This window comes from Roseovarius azorensis, from assembly GCF_900109455.1.
Taxonomy (GTDB): domain Bacteria; phylum Pseudomonadota; class Alphaproteobacteria; order Rhodobacterales; family Rhodobacteraceae; genus Roseovarius; species Roseovarius azorensis.
Map to the genome: position 1 here is coordinate 287,011 of NZ_FOAG01000002.1, position 23,324 is coordinate 310,334.

The 23,324-nt window shown below is 61.4% G+C and carries 21 protein-coding genes and 1 tRNA gene; 8 read left to right on the forward strand and 14 right to left on the reverse strand.

The features are described from left to right. Positions 1-5: 5 nt before the first annotated feature. The 3 genes from mtgA to BSG08_RS04710 form a co-directional block, all read right to left on the reverse strand. Complete coding sequence (mtgA, locus tag BSG08_RS04700; RefSeq protein WP_093033322.1) at positions 6-725, reverse strand: monofunctional biosynthetic peptidoglycan transglycosylase; 720 nt, start codon at positions 723-725, stop codon at positions 6-8. A 90-nt stretch (positions 726-815) separates the two neighbouring features. Further along, positions 816-5,348, reverse strand: coding sequence for a glutamate synthase large subunit (gltB, locus tag BSG08_RS04705; protein ID WP_093032819.1), 4,533 nt, complete (start codon positions 5,346-5,348; stop codon positions 816-818). Between the two features lie 137 nt (positions 5,349-5,485). Continuing rightward, complete coding sequence (locus tag BSG08_RS04710) at positions 5,486-6,919, reverse strand: NAD(P)-dependent oxidoreductase (RefSeq protein ID WP_175544690.1); 1,434 nt, start codon at positions 6,917-6,919, stop codon at positions 5,486-5,488. A 218-nt stretch (positions 6,920-7,137) separates the two neighbouring features. On the opposite strand from BSG08_RS04710, the gene BSG08_RS04715 reads away from it, so the two are divergent. After that, positions 7,138-7,941 (forward strand): undecaprenyl-diphosphate phosphatase, encoded by an 804-nt coding sequence (locus BSG08_RS04715; RefSeq protein WP_093032825.1) that lies wholly within the window; start codon positions 7,138-7,140, stop codon positions 7,939-7,941. Between the two features lie 3 nt (positions 7,942-7,944). Here BSG08_RS04715 and BSG08_RS04720 read toward each other — a convergent pair whose 3' ends face one another. Then, positions 7,945-8,928, reverse strand: a complete 984-nt coding sequence (locus BSG08_RS04720; protein ID WP_093032828.1) for a complex I NDUFA9 subunit family protein — start codon at positions 8,926-8,928, stop codon at positions 7,945-7,947. Between the two features lie 146 nt (positions 8,929-9,074). Between BSG08_RS04720 and BSG08_RS04725 the strand changes: the two genes are divergently transcribed. Further along, positions 9,075-9,160, forward strand: a tRNA-Leu gene (locus BSG08_RS04725). Between the two features lie 114 nt (positions 9,161-9,274). On the opposite strand, the gene BSG08_RS19200 is transcribed toward BSG08_RS04725, so the two are convergent. The 10 genes from BSG08_RS19200 to BSG08_RS04765 form a co-directional block, all read right to left on the reverse strand. Then, positions 9,275-9,502 (reverse strand): hypothetical protein, encoded by a 228-nt coding sequence (locus BSG08_RS19200; RefSeq protein ID WP_139274532.1) that lies wholly within the window; start codon positions 9,500-9,502, stop codon positions 9,275-9,277. Continuing rightward, on the reverse strand, positions 9,499-9,924 hold the full coding sequence (locus BSG08_RS04730) for a hypothetical protein (protein WP_093032831.1): 426 nt from the start codon (positions 9,922-9,924) through the stop codon (positions 9,499-9,501). The genes BSG08_RS19200 and BSG08_RS04730 overlap by 4 nt, the downstream gene beginning before the upstream one ends. 264 nt (positions 9,925-10,188) lie before the next feature. Beyond that, positions 10,189-10,587, reverse strand: a complete 399-nt coding sequence (locus BSG08_RS04735) for a hypothetical protein (RefSeq protein ID WP_139274533.1) — start codon at positions 10,585-10,587, stop codon at positions 10,189-10,191. A gap of 353 nt (positions 10,588-10,940) precedes the next feature. Further along, positions 10,941-12,446 carry a YfjI family protein gene (locus tag BSG08_RS04740; protein ID WP_093032837.1) on the reverse strand — a complete coding sequence of 502 codons (1,506 nt, stop codon included), beginning with the start codon at positions 12,444-12,446 and terminating at the stop codon, positions 10,941-10,943. Continuing rightward, positions 12,443-13,180 (reverse strand): DUF7146 domain-containing protein, encoded by a 738-nt coding sequence (locus BSG08_RS04745; RefSeq protein ID WP_245770593.1) that lies wholly within the window; start codon positions 13,178-13,180, stop codon positions 12,443-12,445. The genes BSG08_RS04740 and BSG08_RS04745 overlap by 4 nt, the downstream gene beginning before the upstream one ends. A 238-nt stretch (positions 13,181-13,418) precedes the next feature. Beyond that, complete coding sequence (locus BSG08_RS19890; protein ID WP_425439260.1) at positions 13,419-13,814, reverse strand: winged helix domain-containing protein; 396 nt, start codon at positions 13,812-13,814, stop codon at positions 13,419-13,421. Position 13,815: 1 nt separating this feature from the next. Then, positions 13,816-13,998 (reverse strand): helix-turn-helix transcriptional regulator, encoded by a 183-nt coding sequence (locus BSG08_RS04755; protein WP_093032843.1) that lies wholly within the window; start codon positions 13,996-13,998, stop codon positions 13,816-13,818. A gap of 80 nt (positions 13,999-14,078) precedes the next feature. Next, the gene (locus BSG08_RS19205) at positions 14,079-14,702 is read right to left on the reverse strand and encodes a hypothetical protein (RefSeq protein ID WP_139274534.1); all 624 of its coding nucleotides are present in this window, start codon (positions 14,700-14,702) and stop codon (positions 14,079-14,081) included. 66 nt (positions 14,703-14,768) lie between these two features. Further along, positions 14,769-15,962 carry a tyrosine-type recombinase/integrase gene (locus BSG08_RS04760; protein WP_093032846.1) on the reverse strand — a complete coding sequence of 398 codons (1,194 nt, stop codon included), beginning with the start codon at positions 15,960-15,962 and terminating at the stop codon, positions 14,769-14,771. 257 nt (positions 15,963-16,219) lie between these two features. Continuing rightward, entirely contained in the window at positions 16,220-17,194 is a 975-nt protein-coding gene (locus BSG08_RS04765; RefSeq protein ID WP_093032849.1) for a quinone oxidoreductase family protein, read from the reverse strand. 433 nt (positions 17,195-17,627) lie between these two features. Between BSG08_RS04765 and BSG08_RS04770 the strand changes: the two genes are divergently transcribed. The 6 genes from BSG08_RS04770 to BSG08_RS04790 all read left to right on the forward strand — a co-directional run bounded on the left by BSG08_RS04770 (position 17,628) and on the right by BSG08_RS04790 (position 23,310). Continuing rightward, on the forward strand, positions 17,628-18,758 hold the full coding sequence (locus tag BSG08_RS04770; RefSeq protein ID WP_093032852.1) for a TRAP transporter substrate-binding protein: 1,131 nt from the start codon (positions 17,628-17,630) through the stop codon (positions 18,756-18,758). Positions 18,759-18,836: 78 nt separating this feature from the next. Continuing rightward, positions 18,837-19,421, forward strand: coding sequence for a TRAP transporter small permease subunit (locus BSG08_RS04775; protein WP_093032855.1), 585 nt, complete (start codon positions 18,837-18,839; stop codon positions 19,419-19,421). Further along, a complete protein-coding gene (locus BSG08_RS04780) occupies positions 19,418-20,836 on the forward strand; it encodes a TRAP transporter large permease (protein WP_093032857.1) in 1,419 nt (472 codons plus the stop codon). Before BSG08_RS04775 ends, BSG08_RS04780 begins: the two co-directional genes overlap by 4 nt. Further along, on the forward strand, positions 20,826-22,169 hold the full coding sequence (locus tag BSG08_RS04785; RefSeq protein ID WP_093032860.1) for an amidase: 1,344 nt from the start codon (positions 20,826-20,828) through the stop codon (positions 22,167-22,169). Before BSG08_RS04780 ends, BSG08_RS04785 begins: the two co-directional genes overlap by 11 nt. Positions 22,170-22,184: 15 nt before the next feature. Continuing rightward, positions 22,185-22,343: a hypothetical protein gene (locus BSG08_RS19420; protein WP_175544691.1), complete on the forward strand. Its 159-nt coding sequence runs from the start codon at positions 22,185-22,187 to the stop codon at positions 22,341-22,343. Position 22,344: 1 nt separating this feature from the next. After that, positions 22,345-23,310: a 2-hydroxyacid dehydrogenase gene (locus BSG08_RS04790; RefSeq protein ID WP_093032863.1), complete on the forward strand. Its 966-nt coding sequence runs from the start codon at positions 22,345-22,347 to the stop codon at positions 23,308-23,310. The last annotated feature ends 14 nt before the right edge of the window (positions 23,311-23,324 follow it).

Here is a 23,324-nt window from a genome sequence, read left to right on the forward strand (position 1 = left end):
GGTTTTCAATCCTCGAAACAGGCGGCGCGCCCGTCGCGGCGAATCGTGGCCGCGCCGTCGAGGATACCGGCCGCCCGCTTGCGCAGCGCGGCAGTGGGGTTGGCGGCCGAGCGGTCCTTGGGTCCCGGCAGGACCGCCGCCAGTCGCGCGGCCTGCACATCGCTCAGATCTCGTGCGCTGACACCGAAATAGTGCCTTGCCGCGGCTTCTACACCGAAAACCCCCTCGTCGAATTCGGCCACGTTCAGATAGACCTCGATGATGCGCCGCTTGGGCCAGAACGTCTCGACCACCGGCGTCATCACCGCCTCCAGCGCCTTGCGCGCCCAATTGCGGCCATGCCAGAGATAGACGTTCTTGACCACCTGCTGACTCAGGGTCGAGGCCCCGCGCCCCGATCCTTCGGAAATCGCGGTGCGAATGGCGGCCATGTCAAAGCCCCAATGCTGGCAGAAATTGGCATCCTCCGCCGCCACCAGCGACCGCGCCATCACCGGCGCAATCCGCTCGGTCGGCACCCAGTCGTGCCTGATTCCGCCCAGACGCCGCGCCTCCTGCCCCATGTAGAAGGTGCGCGGCGGATCGATCTCGCGATGCGCGGCGATCACCCCCAGAACCACCAGAACCGATATGACCGACAGCCGCAACCCCCACCGCGCCAGCCACGCCAGCGGGTTGATTCGGGCCCTGCCCCGAGCGGATGAGGATTTGCGCGCGCGTGCCATGGCCCAGCTATAGCGCCTGCGATTGGCGGGCAAAACCCGCCTTTCGCACGGCATTGCGGGCAGGCCAGGCAGATGCCCGGCCCGCATCCGTCATTCCGCCGGAATCGCCTTTGGCTCGGCACCCAGCGGATGCTCCAGCTTGTCCAGCATCTCCCTCGGGCAGAGCTGAATGAAGTTGCGCAGTTCCCGGTCCCAGTATTGCAGGATATCCTGCGCCTTGCGGCTGCCGGTCTCGGCCAGGTGCCGCTCGATCAGGCCTTTCAGCTCGGCCTCCCAATGCGGCTCTGTTACAGCGCAACGCACCAGTGTTTCGCCATTCACAAGCGTCGGCGCGCGACCCTCGGGATCGTGGACATAGGCCATGCCGCCGGTCATGCCCGCGCCGAAATTGGCCCCGATATCGCCCAGGATCACGGCGACCCCGCCGGTCATGTATTCGCAGCCGTTGCTGCCGCAGCCCTCGATCACCACCTTGGCGCCCGAGTTGCGCACGGCAAAGCGCTCGCCTGCGCGCCCCGCGGCAAAGAGATAGCCGTCGGTCGCACCATAGAGCACCGTGTTGCCGATGATCGTGTTCTCGGCGGCCACCAGCGGGCTGGCCATCGGCGGACGCACCACGACGATGCCGCCCGACAGGCCCTTGCCCACATAGTCATTGGCATCACCCGAAACCTCGATCTTGAGGCCCGGCGCGGCGAACGCGCCCAACGATTGCCCCGCACTCCCTGTCAGCTTGACCGTCAGGTGATCGGGTTGCAGGCTGTTGCGCATCCCGAACTTGCGCACGATGTGAGAGGACACCCGCGTGCCCACGGTCCGGTGCGTGTTCTGCACCGCGTAATGCAACTGCATCTTCTCGCCGTCGTTCAGGAACCGTTGCGCGTCGCGCACAATCTCCGCGTCCAGCGTATCGGGCACCTCGTTGCGCGGTTTCAGCCGATCATAGCGCTGATCCTTGGCCCCATCGACCGTGATCAGCATCGGGTTGAGATCGAGATCATCCAGATGCGCCGAACCACGCGACACCTGCGTCAGCAGGTCCGCGCGTCCGATCACGTCATCCAGAGACCGCGCCCCGATGCTGGCCAGAATCTCGCGCACCTCCTGCGCGTAGAAGGTGATGAGGTTCACCACCTTCTCGGCGCTGCCGGTGAACTTGGCGCGCAACGCCTCGTCCTGCGTGCAGACGCCCACGGGGCAGGTGTTCGACTGGCACTGACGCACCATGATACAGCCCATGGAAATCAGCGCGGCGGTGCCGATACCGTATTCCTCGGCCCCCATCATCGCCGCCATGACAATGTCGCGCCCGGTGCGCAGCCCGCCATCGGTGCGCAGCGTGATCCGTTCGCGCAGGTTGTTCATGCTCAGCACCTGATGCGCCTCGGTCAGGCCCATCTCCCACGGCAGACCGGCATACTTGATGGATGTCGCGGGCGACGCGCCCGTTCCGCCATTATGGCCAGAGATCAGGATCACATCCGCCCTGGCCTTGGCGACCCCGGCGGCAATCGTGCCCACGCCCGACTGCGCCACCAGCTTGACGCAGACCTTGACGGTCGGGTTGATCTGCTTGAGGTCATAGATGAGCTGCGCCAGATCCTCGATACTGTAGATATCGTGATGCGGCGGCGGGGAAATCAGCGTGACACCTTCAGTCGAATGCCGCAGCCGCGCGATCAGCTTGGTCACCTTCATCCCCGGCAACTGACCGCCCTCGCCGGGCTTGGCGCCCTGCGCGATCTTGATTTCCAGTTCCTCGCAGTTGTTGAGATATTCCGCCGTCACCCCGAACCGGCCAGAGGCCACCTGCTTGATCTTTGCCGACGGGTTGTCGCCATTCGGTTCAGGCGAGAAATGCGCCGGATCCTCGCCGCCCTCGCCGCTGTCAGAGCGCGCGCCGATCCGGTTCATCGCGATATTCAGCGTCTTGTGCGCCTCGGGGCTGAGCGCGCCAAGGCTCATGCCGGGTGTGACGAACCGCTTGCGGATCGCCGTCACGCTCTCGACCTCCTCGATGGGGATTGCCTTGCCCAGCGGCTTGATCGCCATCAGATCGCGCAGATGAATGGGCGGATTGGCTTGCATCGCCGCCGAATACCGCTTCCACAGCTCATAGCTTGCCTTGTTGCAGGCCATCTGCATCATGTGCATGGTCTGCGCGCCCCAGGCATGGGTCTCGCCGGATTTGCGCGCCTTGTAGAACCCGCCGATGGGCAGGATATCCTGCCCGCCGCGCCAGGCGCGGGCATGCACCTCTTCGGTCTTGGCCTGAATGCCGCTGACGCCGATGCCGCTGATCCGGCTGGTAAGGCCGGGGAAATATTCCGCACACATCGCGCGGCTCAGGCCCACGGCCTCGAAATTCAGACCGCCGCGATAGCTGGAAATCACCGAGATCCCCATCTTGGACATGATCTTGAGCAAGCCCTGATCAATCGCCGCGCGATAGCGCGCCACCGCCTCGGTCAGGCTGCCGTCGATCAGCCCGCGCGCGATCCGGTCGGCGATGCTGTCCTCGGCCAGATAGGCGTTGACCACCGTGGCGCCTGCGCCGATCAGCACCGCGAAATAATGCGCGTCGATACATTCGGCGGAACGGACGTTGAGACTGCAGAACGTGCGCAGCCCCTTGCGCGTCAGGTGGCTGTGCACCGCCGATGTTGCCAGAATCATCGGCATTCCGACACGGTTCTCGCCCTGATGCTGATCGGTCAGGACCAGATGCCCGGTGCCCGAACGCACCGCATCCTCCGCCTCGGCCCGGATCCGCTCCAGCCCCTCGTGCAGCGCGTTGGGACCGGGGACAAAACTACAGTCGATCTCGGTCACATCGACGTTGAACTGGCGGATCATCTCCTGCCATTGCGCATTGCCCACAAAGGGGCTTTCCAGCACGAGGATCTCGGTCTGCGCGCTCGATTCATCCAGCACGTTCTTGAGGTTGCCGAACCGGGTTTTCAGGCTCATCACCCGGTATTCGCGCAAACTGTCGATCGGCGGATTGGTCACCTGGCTGAAATTCTGCCTGAAATAGTGACTGAGCGGGCGATACTGACGCGACAGAACCGCACTTGGCGTGTCGTCGCCCATGCTGGCAATCGCCTCCTTGCCATCCTCGGCCATCGGCGCCAGAACCTGCTCCAGCTCCTCGATGCTGTAGCCCGCGGCGATCTGCCGTCGGCGCAGCTCCGTGCCGGTAAAGATCGGCGCCTCGCTGACGACCGCCAGCTTTTCGTCCAGCTCGTTGATCTTGCCGACCCATTCGCCGAACGGCTGGGCATTGGCCAGCTTGTCCTTGATTTCGGCGTCGTGATAGAGCCGCCCCTCGGCCATGTCCACGGCCAGCAGCTGACCGGGGCCAAGCGCGCCTTTTTCCTTGATCCTTGCTTCGTCGATCGGCACCATCCCGGCCTCGGACCCGGCAATCACCAGGCCATCGCCAGTGACCACATAGCGCATGGGCCTGAGCCCGTTGCGATCCAGCCCCGCACAGACCCAGCGCCCGTCGGTCATGGCCAATGCGGCAGGCCCGTCCCAGGGCTCCATCACCGAGTTGCAATAGGAATACATGTCGCGCCAGGCGACGGGCAGTTCCTCTGCCTGTTTCGACCAGCTTTCGGGGACCAGCATGGTTTTCGCCATCGGCGCGTTGCGCCCGGCGCGCACCAGCACCTCGAACACCGCGTCAAGCGCCGCGCTGTCGGATGACCCCTGCGGGATGATCGGTTTGATATCCTCGGCCAGATCGCCAAACGCGCCGCTTGCCATGCGGATTTCATGACTCTTCATCCAGTTGGTGTTGCCCTTGAGCGTGTTGATCTCGCCGTTATGCGCCAGCATGCGGAACGGCTGTGCCAGCCACCATTGCGGGAATGTGTTGGTCGAATAGCGCTGATGATAGATCGCAAAGGCGCTCTTGAACCGCGGATCCATCAGATCGGGATAGAACACCGCCACCTGTTCGGCCAGCATCATCCCCTTGTAGATGATGCTGCGACAACTGAGGCTCGCCATGTAGAACCCGGCGATCCCGGCCGCTGCGACCGCTTTTTCGATGCGGCGGCGGATGACATACAGTTCGCGTTCGAATGTTTCCTCGTCGATGTCCTTGGCGTTGGAAATCAGGATCTGCTCGATCTCGGGCCGGGTCGCATTGGCCTTTTCACCCAGACAGGTCACATCGACCGGCACATGCCGCCAACCATAGATCGTATGCCCCATACGCAGCACTTCGGTTTCCACGATGGTGCGGCAGACCTCCTGCGCCCCGAAATTGGTGCGCGGCAGGAACACCTGTCCGACAGCGATCAGCCGATCCTCATACGGTTCATGCCCGGTGCGGCGGATCTGATCGTAAAAGAACGGCACCGGGATCTGCACATGGATACCTGCGCCATCGCCGGTCTTGCCGTCGGCATCGACCGCGCCGCGATGCCAGATCGCCTTGAGCGCATCAATGCCCGCCTGCACCACCTTGCGGCTCGGCTTGCCGTTGACCGACACGACAAGGCCCACGCCGCAAGAGGAATGTTCCTCTTCCTCGGCATACATCCCGTTCTCGGCCAGCCACTTGCGCCTGGCCTCTTCCCGCGCGGCCCAGTCGGCATCATATGTCGTCATCGGTGTTAACCCTTTCGTTACGATGAAGGTCAGTCATGGTGCCCTATCTCGGCATGACCCGGACCTTGTCGTCTTGTCGCCTCGCACGTCCCCTTGCGTACCAAACCCGCGTACACACTGAACATGCTGTCCACTTTTTACTCCGCGGCCACCGCCTGTGCGGCGTTCAGATAATCGAGGATCGCCGCGGCGGAATCGCGTCCGTCACGGATCGCCCAGACCACCAGCGAGGCCCCGCGCACGATATCGCCCACGGCGAAAACCCCCTCCATCGCGGTCTGCCCGGTTGTGAACTCGGCCTTGATCGTGCCCCAGCGGGTGACCTCCAATTCCTTTTGATTCCAGAGGGTTGGTAGATCCTCCGGCTCGAATCCCAGCGCCTTGATCACCAGATCGGCGGGCGCGTCATATTCGGACCCTTCGATGGATTCCGGGCTCTGGCGGCCCGTCGCATCCGGCGCGCCAAGGCGCATCCTTTGTACCCTGACCGCGCTCACCGGATCACCAAGAAACCCCTTTGGCGCGCTAAGCCATTCGAATACAACGCCTTCTTCCTCGGCATTGGCCACTTCGCGCTGACTGCCCGGCATGTTGTCCCGGTCCCTGCGATAGAGGCAGGTCACGGATTTCGCTCCCTGCCGGATCGCCGTGCGCACACAATCCATAGCGGTGTCGCCGCCGCCAACCACAACAACCTGTTTGCCCTCGGCGCTCAGCGCGCCGCTCTCGAATTCCGGCACTTGGTCGCCAAATCCCACTCGATTGCTCGCCGTCAGATAGTCGATGGCCCGCACGATACCGTCCGCACCGGCCCCCGGACCCTCCAGATCACGGCTCTTGTAGACCCCGGTGGCGATCACTACTGCATTGTGTTTGTTACGAATTTCGTCAAAGCTGATATCCGTGCCGACATCGCAGTTCAGCACGAATTCAACCCCGCCCTGCTCCAGCTGCTCGACCCGGCGCATCACCACGTCCTTTTCCAGCTTGAAACCGGGAATCCCATAGGTCAGCAATCCGCCGCCCCGGTCATAGCGGTCATAGACCGTGACCTGCACCCCGGCCCGCCGCAACACATCCGCCGCCGCGAGACCGCCGGGACCGGCACCGATTATCCCAACAGATTCAACACGTTCTCTGACCGGCTTGATCGGTTCGACCCAGCCTTCGTCCCAGGCCGTGTCGGTAATGTATTTCTCGACCGCGCCAATCGTCACCGTGCCGTGACCCGATTGCTCGATCACGCAGTTGCCCTCGCACAGCCTGTCCTGCGGACAGATACGCCCGCAGATCTCGGGGAAAGTATTGGTCATCTGACTGATTTCATACGCTTCCTTCAGCCGACCCTCTGCCGTCAGACGCAACCAGTCAGGGATGTTGTTGTGCAGCGGGCAATGGCTCTGGCAATACGGCACGCCGCACTGACTGCACCGCGCCGCCTGTTCCTTGGCCTTGGTATCGGCATACTCGGCATAGATCTCGTGAAAATCCCGCCGCCGCGCCTCTGCACTGCGCTTTTCGGGCATGTCCCGTCCCACGGTCACGAATTTCAGCATGGGCTGTTTCGCCACGGCATTCCCTCCCGAGTCAGTTCCGCAGCAACTGTTTATCGTATTCCCCCCCTCATTAAAAGTCATAAATTATGACCTATTGTCAAATAATTCTCTCCAGATCGCCCGGCTCGTTGATAAAATCGAAATATAATGGATCCGATTCGGATATATATTCAACTTTGCCATTGAAACACAATGGTTTATAGCTTCTGCAAAATGCAGGCAGGATTCATATTATGGCACTTTTTCATATTTTCCTTGTGGCTATCGTACAGGGGATCACCGAGTTTTTGCCGATCTCCTCGTCCGGGCACCTGATTCTCCTGCCACACGTCGCCGGGTTCCAGGATCAGGGACAGTTGATCGACGTGGCCGTGCATGTCGGCACCCTGCTGGCGGTGTTGATCTATTTCTGGGGCGACATGCGCAGCGCGATCATGGGCCTGCCCCGCCTGATGACGGGACGCGCCGATACGCCTGGCTCACGCCTGGCGCTGCTCTTGCTGGTCGCGTCGATTCCGGCCGTTGCCTTTGGCCTTCTGCTGAAGCTCACCGGACTGGATGTCAGTCTGCGTTCAATGACCGTGATCGGCTGGACAACGCTGATCTTCGGGGCTCTGCTCTACTGGGCGGATCAGGTCGGCGAAAACAGCAAGTCCAGCACAGACTGGAACATGACCGACGCGATGGTGATTGGTGTCTGGCAGGCGATCGCGCTCATTCCCGGCACGTCGCGTTCCGGCATCACGATCACCGGCGCACGATTCCTGGGCTATGCGCGCGAAGATGCGGCGCGGGTTTCCATGCTGATGTCAGTGCCCACGATCATCGCCAGCGCCGTGTTTCTTGGCGGCGAGGCCGCGCTGGAGGCCAATCTTGCGCTCCTGCGCGACGGTGCGATCGCGGCTGTCTTTGCATTCATTTCCGCCCTCCTGACACTGAGCGTGATGATGCGGCTGCTGCGAAGGGTCAGTTTCACGCCTTACGTGATCTACCGCATGATCCTCGGCGTGACCCTTCTGGCGATTGCCTATGGCTGACGGTCAGTGCGGGCGCAGTTTGCTCGCCGATTCCTTGATCGCCTCATACTGGCCCGAAGGGCGGAAACGCCACAGATAGTCAGTCAGCACCGCCTCGGGCGCGACGGGCGTGATGCCCAGATCGGCAAATCCCTTGGCCCCGTCCGACACGACATTGTCCACCCGCAGGCTACGGACCTGATCGACGGTGATCTGCGGCGGGATCAGGCCCAGGCTGATGGTCTGGATCAGTTCCATCCCCCAACCCATGGCGGTAGCCATGCCAAAGGGAATGTTGACGATCAGCCGCCGCCTGCGGATCACCCGCAGCATCATCTGCATCAGATTGCGGAACGTTGCCACCTCGGGGCCGCCCAATTCATAGATGCCCGGCACAGCCTGCCCCATGACACCCATTGCCGCCGCCCGAGCCACGTCATCGACATAGACCGGCTGAAACCGCGTGTCGCCGCCCACCACGGGCAGGATCGGTCCCAGACGCGACATCCCGGCAAAGCGGTTGAAGAACTGATCCTCGGGCCCAAAGATCACCGAAGGCCGCAGGATCATCGCATCGGGAAAATGGGCAAGGATACCGGCTTCGCCCTCGGCCTTGGAACGCGCATAGGCGCTGGCCGCATCGGCATCCGCGCCGATTGCCGACAGATGCACCAGCCGTTCGACACCCTGCTCCGCCGCGATCCGCGCGATGCGGGTGGCACCCTGGTTCTGCACCGCCTGAAAATTGTTGCGCCCCTTGCGGTCGAAGGTGCCGACGCAATTGACCACTGCATCGGCCCCCTGCATCACGGCGCGCACGCTGGCGTCGTCACGGATGTTGCAGAACACCGGCTCGACCTGACCGACGACACCATAGGGTTTGACATGCATCGCCTCGTTCGGGCGACGCACCGCCACGCGCACCCGCCAGCCCGCCTTGGCCAGGCGCCGCGCGATGTAGCGCCCCACGAATCCCGATCCGCCGTAAATGGTGACAAGCTTGGACATGATGCTCTCCGGACTCTGCGCCTTCGCCGCCTTTCCTAGCGCTCCGGGACCGTCGGGACAAGACGATATGGTGGTTGCATCACTTTGGCTGAAATCGGCGTTGACATGGCCGGGGCCGGGCGATAAACGCCTGCCTCACGACACCTGCCCAGGTGGCGGAATGGTAGACGCGCTGGCTTCAGGTGCCAGTGGCCGCAAGGCCGTGGAGGTTCGAGTCCTCTCCTGGGCACCATATTTTTATGGTAAGTGTTTGAATTATATTGGGAAATTAGGTTGGCACGTTGACCGTATCCCCCCAATTATACACCCTATGTGCCGCGCTTAACCTGACACTCGAGCCGCGAAGTCAGCGCCCAGTTTCGGGCAAATGAAACGCCAGTGAAGCCCCAGCCGTTGCCCGCGCCATGAAGGCTTCGGCACATTCGCCAGCTTCACGGGTCAAGCCGCCACCGCCCATTAGCAGCGCCCCGCCGGGTTCGCCCGTCACAGCGTCGCAAATCAAAATGACGGAAGGTCCAGCGCCCGCCGCGCCCCGCTTGCCTTCCAGTCGGTCAAGTCGCTTGTGCAGGGTCATGCAGCATCGCCTTCCAGCGCCGCCAAGCGGGCTTCCAGTTCGGTCGTTTCCAGCGTGCGCCGGTAGGTTTCCACCAGTGCCATAATGTGCGCGCCCTCTTGCGGGGTAAGGTCGCCATCCGCCACCGCCACCAGCACCGCTCCCGCCGCCTTGGCGGCATCGGCCGCCGATTGCATTTTGGGCAGGTCGAATTGCACCGGGGCGTCACGCCGGGACGGCGCGATGCGTTCAAGGCATAAGCGCAACGCAGCGCCATCGCCACCCAGCGCCAGTTCCACCGCCTTGCGGGTCAGGGATTCAGCTTCGCCATCCAGCAGCGCCAGCGCCGCCTGTGTGGCCTTGTGGCGGGTGCCCTTTGGCTTTCCGGGGTTGCCGGGGCCGAATGTGCCATCCGTATTTCGCCCGAATTTACGGCTGGTCATGGCTGCCCCCGTGCTGCGTCATGGGCGTTAAGGATTGCCAGAAGGTCAGCGTCGGGCAGGCTTTGCGGAAAGGTGCCCGCCGCTTGCGCAGCCGCGATGCGGGTGCATATGTCCGGGGGCAGATCGAGGTCCGGCATGCAAGACCCGCGCGCTGGGCGGGATTGTTCCAATCTGGCGATGCGTGTTTTAATGGTCATAGATCTACAATATAGCAAAGTTATTGAAGAATAACGACGCTGAACAGGAAAACGCAATTTGCGTGTCTTATTCCCAAATCCATTTAAGACATTCGCGAAGTGCCACTGGCACTAAGTCATAACCGGGTATCCCAGCGTGATATGCCTCAATATTCCAATGAACATCAAAAAACTTTTCAAATGCAACTTCCACGCTTTCTTCCTCTAGCGCCAAGTCCATGAAGTCGTCGTATATGTTAACTATTGCATCTTTCACACTACGCGCTCTTTTTCTTTCATTATCTAAAAACTCAAGATTATCTAAAAACTCAAAATCGATATCACCTGTGTAATTAATGCGGTCCGCCACAAGTTTCAGATATTCGTTTTGAAAGCATACAGAACTTGCCCGGCTCATAGTGCTTAGCCCTAAACTAATAGTAATGAATACAGCAACCGACATTACAATTTTTTGGTTATTTTTCATATCCAAACACCTAATGACGTCATGCACCACCGCCACCATTCGCGAGCAACGTTTAACACTCCCAATGTGCGCGCCATCCGTCAAGCGATATAACCGCCCCGTCTGGGTTAGCGCCTACCTATCCGCCGAGGCTTTCGCCGTAGGTTGCCAGAGCGGGTTTATCGGGCTTTGCGCTTGGCTAGGGCGTCGCCACAACCGCGACATTTGCGACACGAAAAGTGGGTTTCCGGGCGTTAGAGGCTTGCGACACTTGCGACATTTGCGACACGGGGGCCGCAGCCTGAGCTTGTGTCGCAGTTGTCGCAGAAGTCGCAGGGGGTTGCCCCTCAATTTCCGCCAACTTGGCGCGTGCATCACACCACATCGCCCGCCCCTTTCACGATGCGCCAGGCTTCGGCACGCGCTGCACCTCGCACCAAGGTTCCAGCTTCCAGCGACACAAGCCACCCATGCTTTTCGAGCATGCCCAGCGCTGCCCTTGCCTTCGGGCTTTCGCGTAAGGCGTTTGGCCCTAACCGCACTACATCGCGCACCGTGATTTCGGCTTCCGGCCAGCTTTCCAGCAGCCACCGCCGCAAGGCTTCGGCCCGATCGATTTCAGCCGATACACTAGCAGCTCTTGCCAGTCGTGAAGCTTCGGAAAGGTAGTATTGCGCAAGGTCGATTGCATCGGCCATGTCGCCCGCCTGCACCTTCACAGCGTCAAGGTTGCGCCAGAGCGTCAGCACACCAGAGATACGCGCAGCCTGTTCCGCCGCCTTGGAAGCCGTGCCCGTGATATGCACCAAGTCGCCACCGGGGGCTTGCGCAGCCTCGATAGCGTCGGAAAACGCCACCAGCAGCGCGCGGGCTTCCGGTGCCAGTTGCAGCGTTCGCGGTTCCAGTTCGCGGGTTTCCGGGTCCATTGGCAGGGGAGTGTCGAGAATATTGCGCAGCCGCCCCGCGAAGCTTGCCAGCGCCATTTCATCGCACCGCGCGTTCGCCTGCATCCGGGTTCCGATTGCGCTGGGCGGTTCACATATCAGAAAGCGGGGCAGAAAGCCTGTATCCGCCGCCAGCGGGTCAGCCATGAAGCCCCGCGCCACAGTCGGTTGCACCATCAGATGCACCGCCAGCCGCCGCCCGAATAGCGTCGCGTGCCCATCGCCCGAGCGCGTGCGCCTTATAGGGTTGCCTTGCCAAAGGTCATTGAAAGCGGCCAGCGTCTTTTGCCGGTTTTCCGAGTTCATGGCGTGCCCGCCCAGGAATTGCCCGCCTTCATCCGAGAAAAGCCCAAGGCTCGGTTGTCCGTGCGCGAAAAGCTTTGTCAGCCCTTCAAAGGTCGGTTCGGTCACGGTTCGGTCAGCGGAAGGCGGGGCTTCGGGTTCCGACCCGAGCGCTTCTAGGTCAGCTTGCGCCGCCGTGCGCTTTTCACCTTTGCCGGATTTGGCTTCGGCAAGTATCTTGTCGCGTGCCCCCTTCCAGAGCGCGTGTGCATTGCGCCAGCTTTCCATTGCTTCGCGCTGGGCTTTGGCTTGTTCGCGTTCATGGGCGCGCAGCGCAGTCATAAGGGGCGCGTCGCAAGCGCTTTTGCGTTCGCCGCTTCGCGCTATGGTCAGCGCATAAAGTGACGTCGGGCGAGGCCCGCCAAGTGTTTCCACATCGGCAAAGCCTTGCACCGCCAGCGAAGCCACCGCCAGCGCAGATTGCGCCGGGATTGCTACGGGGGCTTGTGTCACGCCTTGCACCGCTTCCACAGCCGGGCGCAGCGGCCCGAGCGCTTGCACCGGATAGGCTGCACCGGGGGCGATTTCGCGCACCAGAGGCTCCGGCCCTTCGGGCGCATATGCGGTTTCTTTCATATGGGGTTGCGCGTTCATGCCGCCGCCCTTTCCTGCAAAATGTCGTTAAAGTCGCGCCCGGTTCCGGGGTCGAGAATTGAAACTTGCCAGCCCAAACCGTGCGCCCGATCTGCAAGAGCGTGCCCGGCTTCACGGCCCGGCCCATCGCCATCGGTTGCGATTGTCAGCCGCCCCGCTTGTGCCGGAAGGCGCAGCCCGCGCAGGCCAGCAGTTGAAAGGCCCGCCCATACCATTGCTGGGCCATTCAGAAGCCCGCACAGCAGCGACAACGCGCTTTCAATGCCTTCCGCTATCACCAGCCGCGAAGGCCCATCAGCAAGCCGCACAGCGCCGCCAGCGGTTGCCCCCAGCATCAGCTTGTCAGGTTCGATTGCAGCCTTGCCCGAGCCATCAGCGCGCAAGTAGGTGCGATGCACAGCGGCCATGCCCACGCCTTGCACTGCCGCCACCATTGCCGGGTAGCGCTTTGCAGTCGGCCCGTGCCAGCAGGCCGCATGAAAGCGCAGGGTCGGGGGCAATGGGCAGGTGATACCCCGCCCGCGCAAATAAGCTTCCGCCGCCGTGCCCCCTATCGGCTGGGCTTCCAGCCAAAGCCGCTTCGCTTGTTCCGCCCGCTTCACGGCTTCAGCCTTGGCTTCGCGTTCGCGCTGGGCAAGGATTGCAGCATCGGGGGGCGAATAATCCCCCGAGTGCAGCCCAGCCGCCGCCAGTATGTCGAGAAAGGCGCAAGCGCTTTTCTTGCAATCCAGCACCAGCCGCCCGTTGCGCCCATCAGCAAGGGTCAGGGCGTTTTGTGTGCGTTTGCGTTCCGGCTGGCAAATAGGGCAAGGCGCAGCGCCGTAGCGGCCATGCCAGCGCCCGCCCAGCGCTTGTGTTAGGTCGCGTGCATCAGTCATGCCAGCGCCCCCCAGATGCGCGCCCCTGCCAGCCCAAGCGCGGCCAGCGTTGCGGGGTCGAGGATTGCCGCGAAGGTTGCGAGGTGATGCCGGGTCATATAGCACCACCTTTCCGCACATCAGAGCGCAACATGTAGCGCCCATGCCAGCCTGAAAATTCGCCACCGTGCTTCTCGGTCAGGGTTTCAATTTCCACGCCCAATTCGCGCAGATTGAAAACATATGCAGACCACCTTGGCGCAGGTTCGCAAATTGGTGTGCATCCCTTCCAGCCCGCCGCCATAAGCCTTTCGAGTGCCCAAGCATCGCGGCCAGATACGACAATGTTAAAGGGTTCGCCCGCGCTGGGCGTGACGTGATACAGGCCAGCCCGCTTTGCGCGGCCCTTGCCTTGTGCTATATTCGGGGTGCCCGCCGCATTCGCTTGACGGCTTCCCCGGCCCGGTTCCTGTTGGCGCAGGTTCCGGGTCAATCCTTGCCCGCCGCCCATATCAAGCGGCCTTGTCGCGCATATCGCGCAGATGGGCGTCAACGTCGCCCTCGGGCCAGTAAAGCCGCCCGCCCAACTTGATCGGCTGGGGCAGTCGGCCCGCCGCGAGGTCGAGATAAATCGCAGAGCGTGAACGCCCGCCAAGCTTAGCGCGCAATTCGGTCAGGGTGAGATAGGTTTGCATTTTTGAACCATCCTTTTTGGTCTTGGATGGTGCAAAGGTGACGGTTTGTGTCTTGCTGGTCGTATCTGGAATTAACAGAGCTAATCCAAAGAACGGTCATCCATTCTCTGATACTTGCGCCAGATGCTATAGACGGCGCTATAAGACATTGGATTTAAACCAAGTTTTTTCATTGCGGCTGCAACAGCATCGCAAGCGCTATGCGGTGCGCTCGCAGCGTTTCGGGTTGGGTACATTCCTTCTTCCACAAGGTCGCATACAGCGCTCCAAACATAGAAATCACGCCACCAAGTTTCTCCCTGAATCCCTTTTCTTTCATTCTTAGGCATTGGTGGCTTTTCCTTTCCACTAAGCGCTTCCATAGCCCAAACCCTCAAATCATCAGGCATAGTTTCTTGCCTCTTGAGAAACCGGGCCGCCAAAATCCCCGCCGCTTCGAAAGCCACTGGGTGCCATTCCGCTGCCTTGATAAGTTGCGGAATGTAATCAGCTTCTTCGCCCACCTTCATCCCAAAAAGGCTACGCGTTCCTAACTGCATGTCGTTCAAGGACCAACGTTCTGCTTGGCTTGCAAGGTTCAGAGTCATTAACGAACGTGTAAAATGCTTAACCTCTCCAATCCGGTTATTTTGTAGCCGGGTCAGCGATGCCGAGACAGCCTCCTGAAAGTTGGGTGGCGATCCGTCAGTTCTGTCCCGAGCCATCAGCGCGCCCCTGCCAGCTTCACCCATACTCAAGAAACGCCGCTGCTCTTGGCTCAAATCGAGCCATCAGCGCGCCCCTGCCAGCTTCACCACCTGCCCAGCGCCGCCGGTCACATGGTCGGCCCAGCGTTCAGCCAGCTTGCGCCGTTGTTCCAGAAAATCGGTTCTGCGATAGGCGCGCACCACGCCACCATCCACCACATGCGCCAGCATCGCCTCTGCGACTTCATGCGGGGCGTCGGTTGCTTCGGCCAGCCATGTGCGCAGGCTTGTGCGGAAGCCATGAGGGCGGGCTTCCAGCCCCCGCCGCTCCATGTGCCGCGAAAGCGTCATGTCGCTAATCACGCCTTGCTGATTGTTCGGAAACAGAAAGCCGTTGCGGGCGTGCGGGCGTGCAAGGTCGATGACGCGCAGGGCTTCACGCGACAGGGCCACGCGGAAAGCTTCGGTTGCGCCCTTGCGGCCCTTCATGGCGTCGGCTGGCACGGTCCACACGTCGCCTTCGATTTGGTCAAGCCGGATATGGCGCAGCGGGTTCGAGCGCACCCCGGTCAGGATTAGAAGCCGCAAGGCAAGATGCGTCGGGGTTGGTTCTTCAAGGCTGGCATAGAAGCCCGGCACATCAGCCCAAGCCATCGCGGGAATGTTCTTTGCCACATGCCGCGATTTCCCCAGCAGCGCCTTTGCCTTGTCGGTCGCTTGCAAATCCACATCAAGGCCCAGCGCCGCCGCATGTTTCAGCACGATTGAAAGCCGGTTCAATGCCTTCCGCGCCGTGTCGGCTTTGGTATGCCAGAGGGGGGCCAATGTGTCGCGAATGTCGCGTTGGTCAAGGTCAGTGACGGGCAACTTGCCCAGCTTTGGCAGAACGTGAAGGGTCAGGGGCGAAAGCCACCGCCCCGCCGTGCCATCGCCTTTCAATTCGGCTTTGCGGGCTTCGAAAGCATCAGCGGTCAGGATTGCCAGCGATATATCCTCGCGCCGCGCGGCCCGTTCCTCTTTCTCGCGTTCCTTCACCGGGTCACGGCCCGCCGCCGCCACATCGCGCCAGCGCCCGGCAATCTTGCGCGCTTCCGCCAGCCCGAGCGATGGATAACCACCCAAGCCCATTTCGCGCCGCCGCCCGTGAACGGTCACGCGCAGCACCCATTGCGCCCCGCCATCTTCGCGCTGCACCAGCCACAGCCCGGCACCGTCGCAATGCTTGCCCACCGGAGGCGATTTCAGAAAGCCCGCCGTCAGTCTGTTTTTTGCCCGCATTTCGTATCCCCCTAAATATCCACCCTAAGCTAGTGGATAGGGCCGGACAAGGCAAGACACAGTTGGGCATGTTCACCCAAGTTTTAAGGGGGATATTGGCAAAAGCGGACAAATAAAAACACGTAAAAACAATAGCTTGGTGCCTCTCCTGGGCACCACCCCCCTTTCCTCAAGGGGCCGTGTTTCAATCCCGTCATGGTCCTTGCGCCCCGCCCGATGCACGAACGGGGCACATGCGATAGCGACGATCCGGCCCCTCAGAGCGTCAGGATCGTCGATCCGGTCGTCTGCCGCGCTTCCAGTGCGCGGTGCGCGTCGGCGATCCGTTCCAGAGGAAAGGTCTGCCCGATATTGACCTTGACCGCGCCGCTCTCGACCTTGTCGAAGAGATGGCGCGCCATGTCCTGACAGCGCGCGTGATCGGCGAGAAAGGTGAAAAGCGTGGTGCGCGTCAGCTTGAGCGATCCCTTGGCGGCCAGCGTCAGCAGGCTCACCGGCTCTACCGGGCCGGAGGCGTTGCCAAAGGACATCATCATCCCGAGCGGCTTGAGGCAATCCAGCGACGCCGTGAACGTGTCCTTGCCGACACCGTCCATCACCACATCGACGCCCGCACCGTTGGTCAGCGCCTTGACCTCGGCCACGAAATCCCTGTCACGATAGTTGATGCAGGCCGACGCGCCATTCTCCAGCGCAAGCCGACACTTTTCATCCGTCCCCGCCGTGCCGATCAGCGTGATCCCCTCGGACCGCGCCCATTGACAGGCCAGCAAACCGACCCCACCGGCGGCGGCATGAAAGAGCACCGTCTGACCCGCCTCCAGCGGCCAGACGCGGTGAAAGAGATATTCCACCGTCATCCCCTGCAACATGATCGAGGCCGCATCCTCGAACGAGATGTCATCCGGCAGGGGGCAGACCTGCGCGGCGGGCATGACGCGCGCCTCGCAATAGGCGCCCGGCGGTGTCGCGGCATAGGCGGCCCGGTCACCGGGTCTGAGATGCGTCACCCCCTCGCCCACGGCCTCGACGATGCCTGACGCCTCCATGCCAAGCGCATGCGGAAGCGACAGCGGATAAAGGCCGCTGCGTTGATATACGTCGATGAAATTCAGGCCGCAGGCCTTGTGTCGGATGCGGATCTCACCGGGGCCCGGTTCGCCCACGTCCAGATCAACCAGCTTCAACTCCTCAGGACCGCCTGCCTTTTCGATGATAACCGTGCGTGCCATTTTCCTGCTCCCTGCGTTTCCGATGATACGGCTGTTGCCGACAAACTGTGCCGGAGGGGACTTAAATGCACAATCTCACGGAAGGCAATGCCGGGTCAGATCTGAGTGACGCTCAACCGTACCCCGTAACGTGCGGTCCGTCCCGTCCCTTGTGTTCGGGCGCGGAACCGCCTCTACCGCAAATTCCCTTATATTCGGTTGATGTCGTGTGACAGTTTGGATCACAAGTGACGAACTCTGGCGAAATCGGTCCTGCCACAGAGAATTCGCCCAAGGTGGTCAATCTTTCTTACCAAATTGCTTGTCTTTGGTGCCGGAACGATTAACATCCGGTGGCATGGCGCATTGCATGGCTTCGAATCGCCTATGCGGCTATTCTCGGCACGCCATCCGAGTGTGACCTGACACTGAAATAAGGAATTGGGAGGAAATTATGACAGACAAGGCAAAACTGGACCGGCGGTCATTTTTGCGGCGTGCGGCGATTGCCGGCCCCGTTGCAGCAGCAGGCACGCTGGCCGCCCCGGCGGTGTTGGCGCAATCGCCAATCGTTGTGAAAATGCAGACATCCTGGCCTGCCTCGGATATCTGGATGGACTTTGCACGCGAATACATCGACCGTGTTGAGCAGATGTCGGGTGGACGCATTCGTGTGGACCTGCTGCCGGCAGGTGCCGTCGTGGCAGCGTTCCAGGTGATGGATGCGGTCAATGACGGTGTGCTTGATGCCGCCCATACAGTTCCGGTCTACTGGTACGGCAAGCACAAGGGTGCATCGTTCTTTGGCACCGGACCCGTGTGGGGCGGCAATGCCAACACCATGCTGGGCTGGTTCTATCAGGGTGGCGGCGCGGAGCTCTATCGCGAACTGACTCAGGACATTCTCGGGCTCGATGTCTATGGCTTCATGGGCTTTCCGATGCCCGCGCAGCCCTTTGGCTGGTTCAAGAACGAGGTGAACACGGCTGCCGATCTGAACGGTTTCAAGTATCGCACCGTTGGTCTTGCGGCCGACCTGCTGCAGGCGATGGGCATGTCGGTGGCCCAGCTTCCGGGCGGTGAAATCGTGCCCGCGATGGAACGCGGCGTGATTGACGCCTTCGAGTTCAACAACCCCTCGTCGGACCTGCGCTTTGGCTCGCCCGACGTGGCGAAACACTACTACCTGTCGTCCTACCATCAGGCATCTGAGAGCTTCGAGTTTCTCTTCAATAAGGATTTCTTCGACGATCTCGACGAAGACCTGCAGGCAATCCTGAAGTATGGCGTCGAGGCCGCCTCGACGTCGAACACAGCGCTCTCGATGAAGGAATATTCCAACGACCTCGAGCGCATCGAGACAGAGTTCGGCGTCACCGTGCACCGCACCTCGCAGGATATCCTGTCGGCACAGCTCAAGGCCTGGGATCAGCTGATCGAAGATCTGAGCCAAGATGAATTCATGAAACGTGTCATGGACAGCCAGCGCGACTGGATCGAGAAAGTCGGTTACTATGAACTGATGAACTCGCCCGATCTGGCGCTGGCCTACAATCACTTCTTCCCCGGCAAGCTGAAGATGTAAAGGCGATCTGATCCAGACCGAACGAAGGCCCCGGCGCGAGTGTCGCCGGGGCCGATTTCCAACTAATAGGGGGCTAGATTGATTGGGTTCATTCGCTTTGCCGACAACCTGTCGGCGTGGTTCGGCAAGGGCTTTGCCTGGCTGATCGTCCTGATGGCGGTGGGCACCGGGTATGAGGTGGTCGTGCGCTATGTCTTCAACAGCCCGACCGCATGGGCGCTGGATGTGTCATTCATCATGTACGGCACGCTGTTCATGATGGGCGGCGCCTACACCCTGTCACGCGGCGGGCATGTGCGGGGCGACTTTCTCTATCGTCTGTGGCAGCCGCGTAATCAGGCCAAGGTCGATCTCGCGCTATATATCCTGTTCTTCTTTCCCGGCGTGACCGCGCTGATTTTCACAGGCTGGAAGTATGCCGCGCGGTCCTGGTCCTATGGAGAAGTATCGGTCAACAGCCCAGCCGGTGTGCCGATCTACCAGTTCAAGACCGTGCTTGTGGCCGCCGGGCTATTGCTGTTCATTCAGGGCATGGCCCAGGTTTGCCGCTGCCTTCTGGCGATGCGCACCAATGAATGGCTGCCCGCCGATGAAGACGTGTTCGAGACAGAAGATCTTCTGATGAAAAAGGCCGCAGAGGCCGAAAAGGACGCCCATCCATGACCGATCCTCAAGTCGCCCTGATGATGCTGGGCCTGTTCCTGATTTTTGTCTTTCTTGGCTTTCCGATTGCATTCACGCTCATGGCGATGGGGATCGGTTTCGGCTATTATGCCTATTTCGATGCGCGCCGCATGTGGCGCAGCTTTGACCGGCTGGCGGAGGAGGCCGGTTCCTGGGATCAGATCAGCCTCTGGCTTCAGGGGTTTTTCAACAATCGAATATTCGATCTCTTCATAAACCAGACCTATACGGTGATGTCGAACGAGGTTCTGACCGCCGTTCCGCTGTTTCTCTTCATGGGCTATATCGTAGAACGCGCCAATATCGTGGACCGTCTGTTCTCGACGCTGAATGTTGCGGCCAAGAACATGCCGGGATCCATGGGCGTCGCGGCGCTGATCACCTGCGCGCTCTTTGCCACGGCCACGGGCATCGTGGGTGCGGTGGTGACGCTGATGGGACTTCTCGCGCTGCCTGCGATGCTCAAGGCGCGGTATAACCCTTCGTTTGCCAGCGGCATCATTTGCGCGGGCGGCACGCTGGGCATTCTGATCCCACCGTCGATCATGCTGATCGTCTATGCGGCGGCCTCGGGTGTGTCCATCGTACGGCTTTATGCGGCGGCGCTCCTGCCCGGCCTGACGCTTGTGGGGCTTTATCTGGTTTACGTGATCGGGAGGTCGATCCTGCAGCCTTCGGTTGCGCCACGGCCCTCGAAGGAAGAGGTGCCGGATGTGCCTGCGCTCAGGCTTCTGTTCATGATCTTCACATCCTTCGTGCCTCTGGCCTTTCTGATCCTCGCGGTTCTGGGTTCGATCCTCTTTGGTCTTGCAACCCCCACCGAAGCGGCCTCGATCGGGGCGCTTGGCGGGATTTTCCTGGCCTTCGTCTATCGCGCGATGACATGGCAGCGGATGCGTGAGAGCGTCTATCTGACGGTGCGGACGACGGCGATGGTGTGCTGGCTCTTCGTTGGTTCCTATACCTTCTCGGCGGTGTTCTCGTACCTGGGTGGCGAACACGTGATTTCCGAGTTCGTCCAGAGCCTCAATCTCAGCCCGCTGATGTTCCTCCTGCTGGCACAGCTGATCATCTTCCTGCTGGGCTGGCCGCTGGAATGGTCCGAGATCATCATCATCTTCGTGCCGATCTTTCTGCCGCTCCTACAGTTCTTCCAGATCGACCCGTTGTTCTTTGGTATCCTGGTGGCGCTCAACCTGCAGACCAGTTTCCTGACGCCACCAATGGCAATGTCGGCCTATTATCTCAAGGGAATCGCGCCGCCAGAAATCAAGCTGACGCAGATATTCTCAGGCGTGATGCCGTTCCTGCTCTGCGTCTTCATCTCGATGGCGCTGATGTACATCTACCCGCAGATCGTGTTCTATCTGCCAGAGTTGATGTATGGCAGGTAAGGTCGACATCCTGACGCTGGACGCCTGCGCGCTGCGTGAGCGTCTGGCAAACGGCGCGCTCACCGCGCTTGAACTGGCCGAGGCCTGTATCGCGCGCATAGCGGCGCGCGATCCGGAAATCCGGGCGTGGGCATGGTTCGACGCCGATTTCGCCCGACAACAGGCCCGGGCGCTGGATGCGCACCGGCAGGCCGGACGCGCCATCGGACCGCTGCATGGCCTGCCCGTGGCGTTGAAGGACGTCATAGATACCGCCAAGATCCCGACCGAGAACGGCTGTCCGCTGGATCAGGGTCGCGTGCCGGTCAAGGATGCGGCAATCGTGTCAAGGCTCAAGGCGGCGGGCGCCGTGATCATGGGCAAGACCGTCACGACAGAACTGGCCTATATGCAGGCCGGCGAGACGCGCAACCCCCACAATCCGGCGCATACGCCCGGCGGCTCGTCGTCCGGCTCTGCGGCGGCGGTGGCTGACGGTATGGTGCCGCTCGCAGTGGGCACGCAGACGGGAGGATCGGTGATCCGGCCCGCGTCCTATTGTGGCGTCGCCGGGTTCAAGCCCAGCTTTGGCGCGATTCCGCGCTCGGGTGTCCTGATGCAGTCACCGACGCTGGACACGGTCGGGGTCTTTGCCCGCACCGCTGCCGATGCCGCGCTGCTGGCAGAGGTGCTTTTTGGCCACGATGCCGGCGATCCGGCGACATCGCCGGAACCTGTACCGCCGCTCTTGCGGCTGGCCACCTCCGCGCCGCCGCTCAGGCCGGTCTTTGCCTTTGTCAGGCCCCCCGGATGGGATGCTGCCGATCCGCAACTGCACGCCGCATTCGACGAACTCGTCGAAGCGCTGGGCGATCAGGTATTCGAGGTTCCGCTGCCGAACGCCTTTGATCAGGCGGCCGAGATTCGCGAGCGGATCAATTTCGCGGAAATGGCGCGGTATTATTATCGCTACGCACGGGAATTGGATGCGCTCGGGACCCGCACGCAAGAGGCGCTGACCAAGGGCAACGCTATCCTGGCGCGCGATTATCTGGCGGCGCTTGACTGGCCCGATGTGCTCTATGCCGGGCTGGGCGAGATATTCGAGCGCTGCGATGCAATCCTCTGCCCCGCCGCCACCGGACCCGCGCCCGAGGGGCTGGAATTTACCGGCAACGCCATCTTCAACGGGCTCTGGACGTTGACCGGCACGCCTGCGGTGACGGTGCCCGCGTTTACCGCTGAGAACGGACTACCGATGGGCGTGCAGATGGTCGCCGCGCGCGGCAATGACGCGCGGCTTCTTCGGACTGCAAACTGGTTTCAGAACTGGCTGGCTGAGGCCGGGAATTGAGAAAAGGATGATGACATGAACAGGCTCCTGGCAGTTTTCGCATTCGCGGTCCTCGCCGCGTTCCTTTATATACTTGCCAACAAGATCGGATCGCTTGATCTGTGGGTTGTGGTCCTGTTCACGGCATCTCTGGCGGGTTATGATTTCGTGACCTCCAGCAAGAACAAGGACTGATATGCCGGATCGGCCCGTTATCTGGATTCCCCGCCGTCTGTCGGACGCGACACTCGAACGGGCGCGACGTGATTATGATGTCATCCTGAACGAGAACGACACCCCCGGCAGCGCCGATGAGATCGTGGCGATGAGTGCAAAGGTGGACGGGATGATCCCCTGTCACTCGGAGCATTTCAGCGCTGACGTCGTTGCGCGGCTGGATCCCCGCCTCAGGATCGTGGCCAACCATTCGGTCGGAGTGGATCATTGTGATCTGGCGGCGCTCAGGAAGACCGGGATCGTCGTCACCAACACGCCGGATGTTCTGTCGGATGCCACGGCAGAGATCGCGATGCTCCTGATGCTGGGCGCGGCGCGACATGCGGTGCGTGGTGACAGGATTGTTCGACAGGGACAGTGGGACAGCTGGTCGCCTTCCTTCATGGTGGGCAAACAAGTGACCGGGGCGCGTCTGGGCATTGTCGGGATGGGCCGGGTGGGCCGGGCCTTCGCCGCCAAGGCGCGGGGGTTCGATATGGAGATCCACTATCACAACCGCAGCCGCCTGCGCCCCGAGGATGAGGCAGGCGCCGTGTTTCACGAGGATGTGGACAGCCTACTGGAAATCTCGGATTTCCTGTCGCTGCATTGTCCCGCCACGCCCGAGACGCGGCAGTTCCTGAATGCCGACCGCATCGCACGCCTGCCGAGGGGCGCGGTTGTGGTCAACACGGCACGCGGCGCGCTGGTCGATGAACCCGCACTTCTGGCGGGAATAGAGTCAGGCCATCTGGCGGCGGCGGGCCTTGATTGCTTTGCGGTCGAACCGGGCGGCAATCCCGCCTTTGCCAGCCACGAAAACATCTTCATGCTGCCGCATATCGGCAGTGCCACCCGCACCACCCGTGATGCCATGGGATTTCGCGCGCTCGACAATCTCGATGCGTTCTTTGCCGGGAAAGATCCCCACGACCGGCTGGTCTGAACAAGCGTCGTCGC

Excerpts from the sequence above, each read along its gene's own strand:
- mtgA (WP_093033322.1), bottom strand. The coding sequence starts at position 725 with ATGGCACGCGCGCGCAAATCCTCATCCGCTCGGGGCAGGGCCCGAATC.
- gltB (WP_093032819.1), bottom strand. The coding sequence starts at position 5,348 with ATGACGACATATGATGCCGACTGGGCCGCGCGGGAAGAGGCCAGGCGC.
- BSG08_RS04715 (WP_093032825.1), top strand. The coding sequence starts at position 7,138 with ATGGCACTTTTTCATATTTTCCTTGTGGCTATCGTACAGGGGATCACC.
- BSG08_RS04720 (WP_093032828.1), bottom strand. The coding sequence starts at position 8,928 with ATGTCCAAGCTTGTCACCATTTACGGCGGATCGGGATTCGTGGGGCGC.
- BSG08_RS19200 (WP_139274532.1), bottom strand. The coding sequence starts at position 9,502 with ATGACCCTGCACAAGCGACTTGACCGACTGGAAGGCAAGCGGGGCGCG.
- BSG08_RS04730 (WP_093032831.1), bottom strand. The coding sequence starts at position 9,924 with ATGACCAGCCGTAAATTCGGGCGAAATACGGATGGCACATTCGGCCCC.
- BSG08_RS04735 (WP_139274533.1), bottom strand. The coding sequence starts at position 10,587 with ATGAAAAATAACCAAAAAATTGTAATGTCGGTTGCTGTATTCATTACT.
- BSG08_RS04740 (WP_093032837.1), bottom strand. The coding sequence starts at position 12,446 with ATGAACGCGCAACCCCATATGAAAGAAACCGCATATGCGCCCGAAGGG.
- BSG08_RS19890 (WP_425439260.1), bottom strand. The coding sequence starts at position 13,814 with ATGGGCGGCGGGCAAGGATTGACCCGGAACCTGCGCCAACAGGAACCG.
- BSG08_RS04755 (WP_093032843.1), bottom strand. The coding sequence starts at position 13,998 with ATGCAAACCTATCTCACCCTGACCGAATTGCGCGCTAAGCTTGGCGGG.
- BSG08_RS19205 (WP_139274534.1), bottom strand. The coding sequence starts at position 14,702 with ATGGCTCGGGACAGAACTGACGGATCGCCACCCAACTTTCAGGAGGCT.
- BSG08_RS04760 (WP_093032846.1), bottom strand. The coding sequence starts at position 15,962 with ATGCGGGCAAAAAACAGACTGACGGCGGGCTTTCTGAAATCGCCTCCG.
- BSG08_RS04765 (WP_093032849.1), bottom strand. The coding sequence starts at position 17,194 with ATGGCACGCACGGTTATCATCGAAAAGGCAGGCGGTCCTGAGGAGTTG.
- BSG08_RS04770 (WP_093032852.1), top strand. The coding sequence starts at position 17,628 with ATGACAGACAAGGCAAAACTGGACCGGCGGTCATTTTTGCGGCGTGCG.
- BSG08_RS04780 (WP_093032857.1), top strand. The coding sequence starts at position 19,418 with ATGACCGATCCTCAAGTCGCCCTGATGATGCTGGGCCTGTTCCTGATT.
- BSG08_RS04785 (WP_093032860.1), top strand. The coding sequence starts at position 20,826 with ATGGCAGGTAAGGTCGACATCCTGACGCTGGACGCCTGCGCGCTGCGT.
- BSG08_RS19420 (WP_175544691.1), top strand. The coding sequence starts at position 22,185 with ATGAACAGGCTCCTGGCAGTTTTCGCATTCGCGGTCCTCGCCGCGTTC.
- BSG08_RS04790 (WP_093032863.1), top strand. The coding sequence starts at position 22,345 with ATGCCGGATCGGCCCGTTATCTGGATTCCCCGCCGTCTGTCGGACGCG.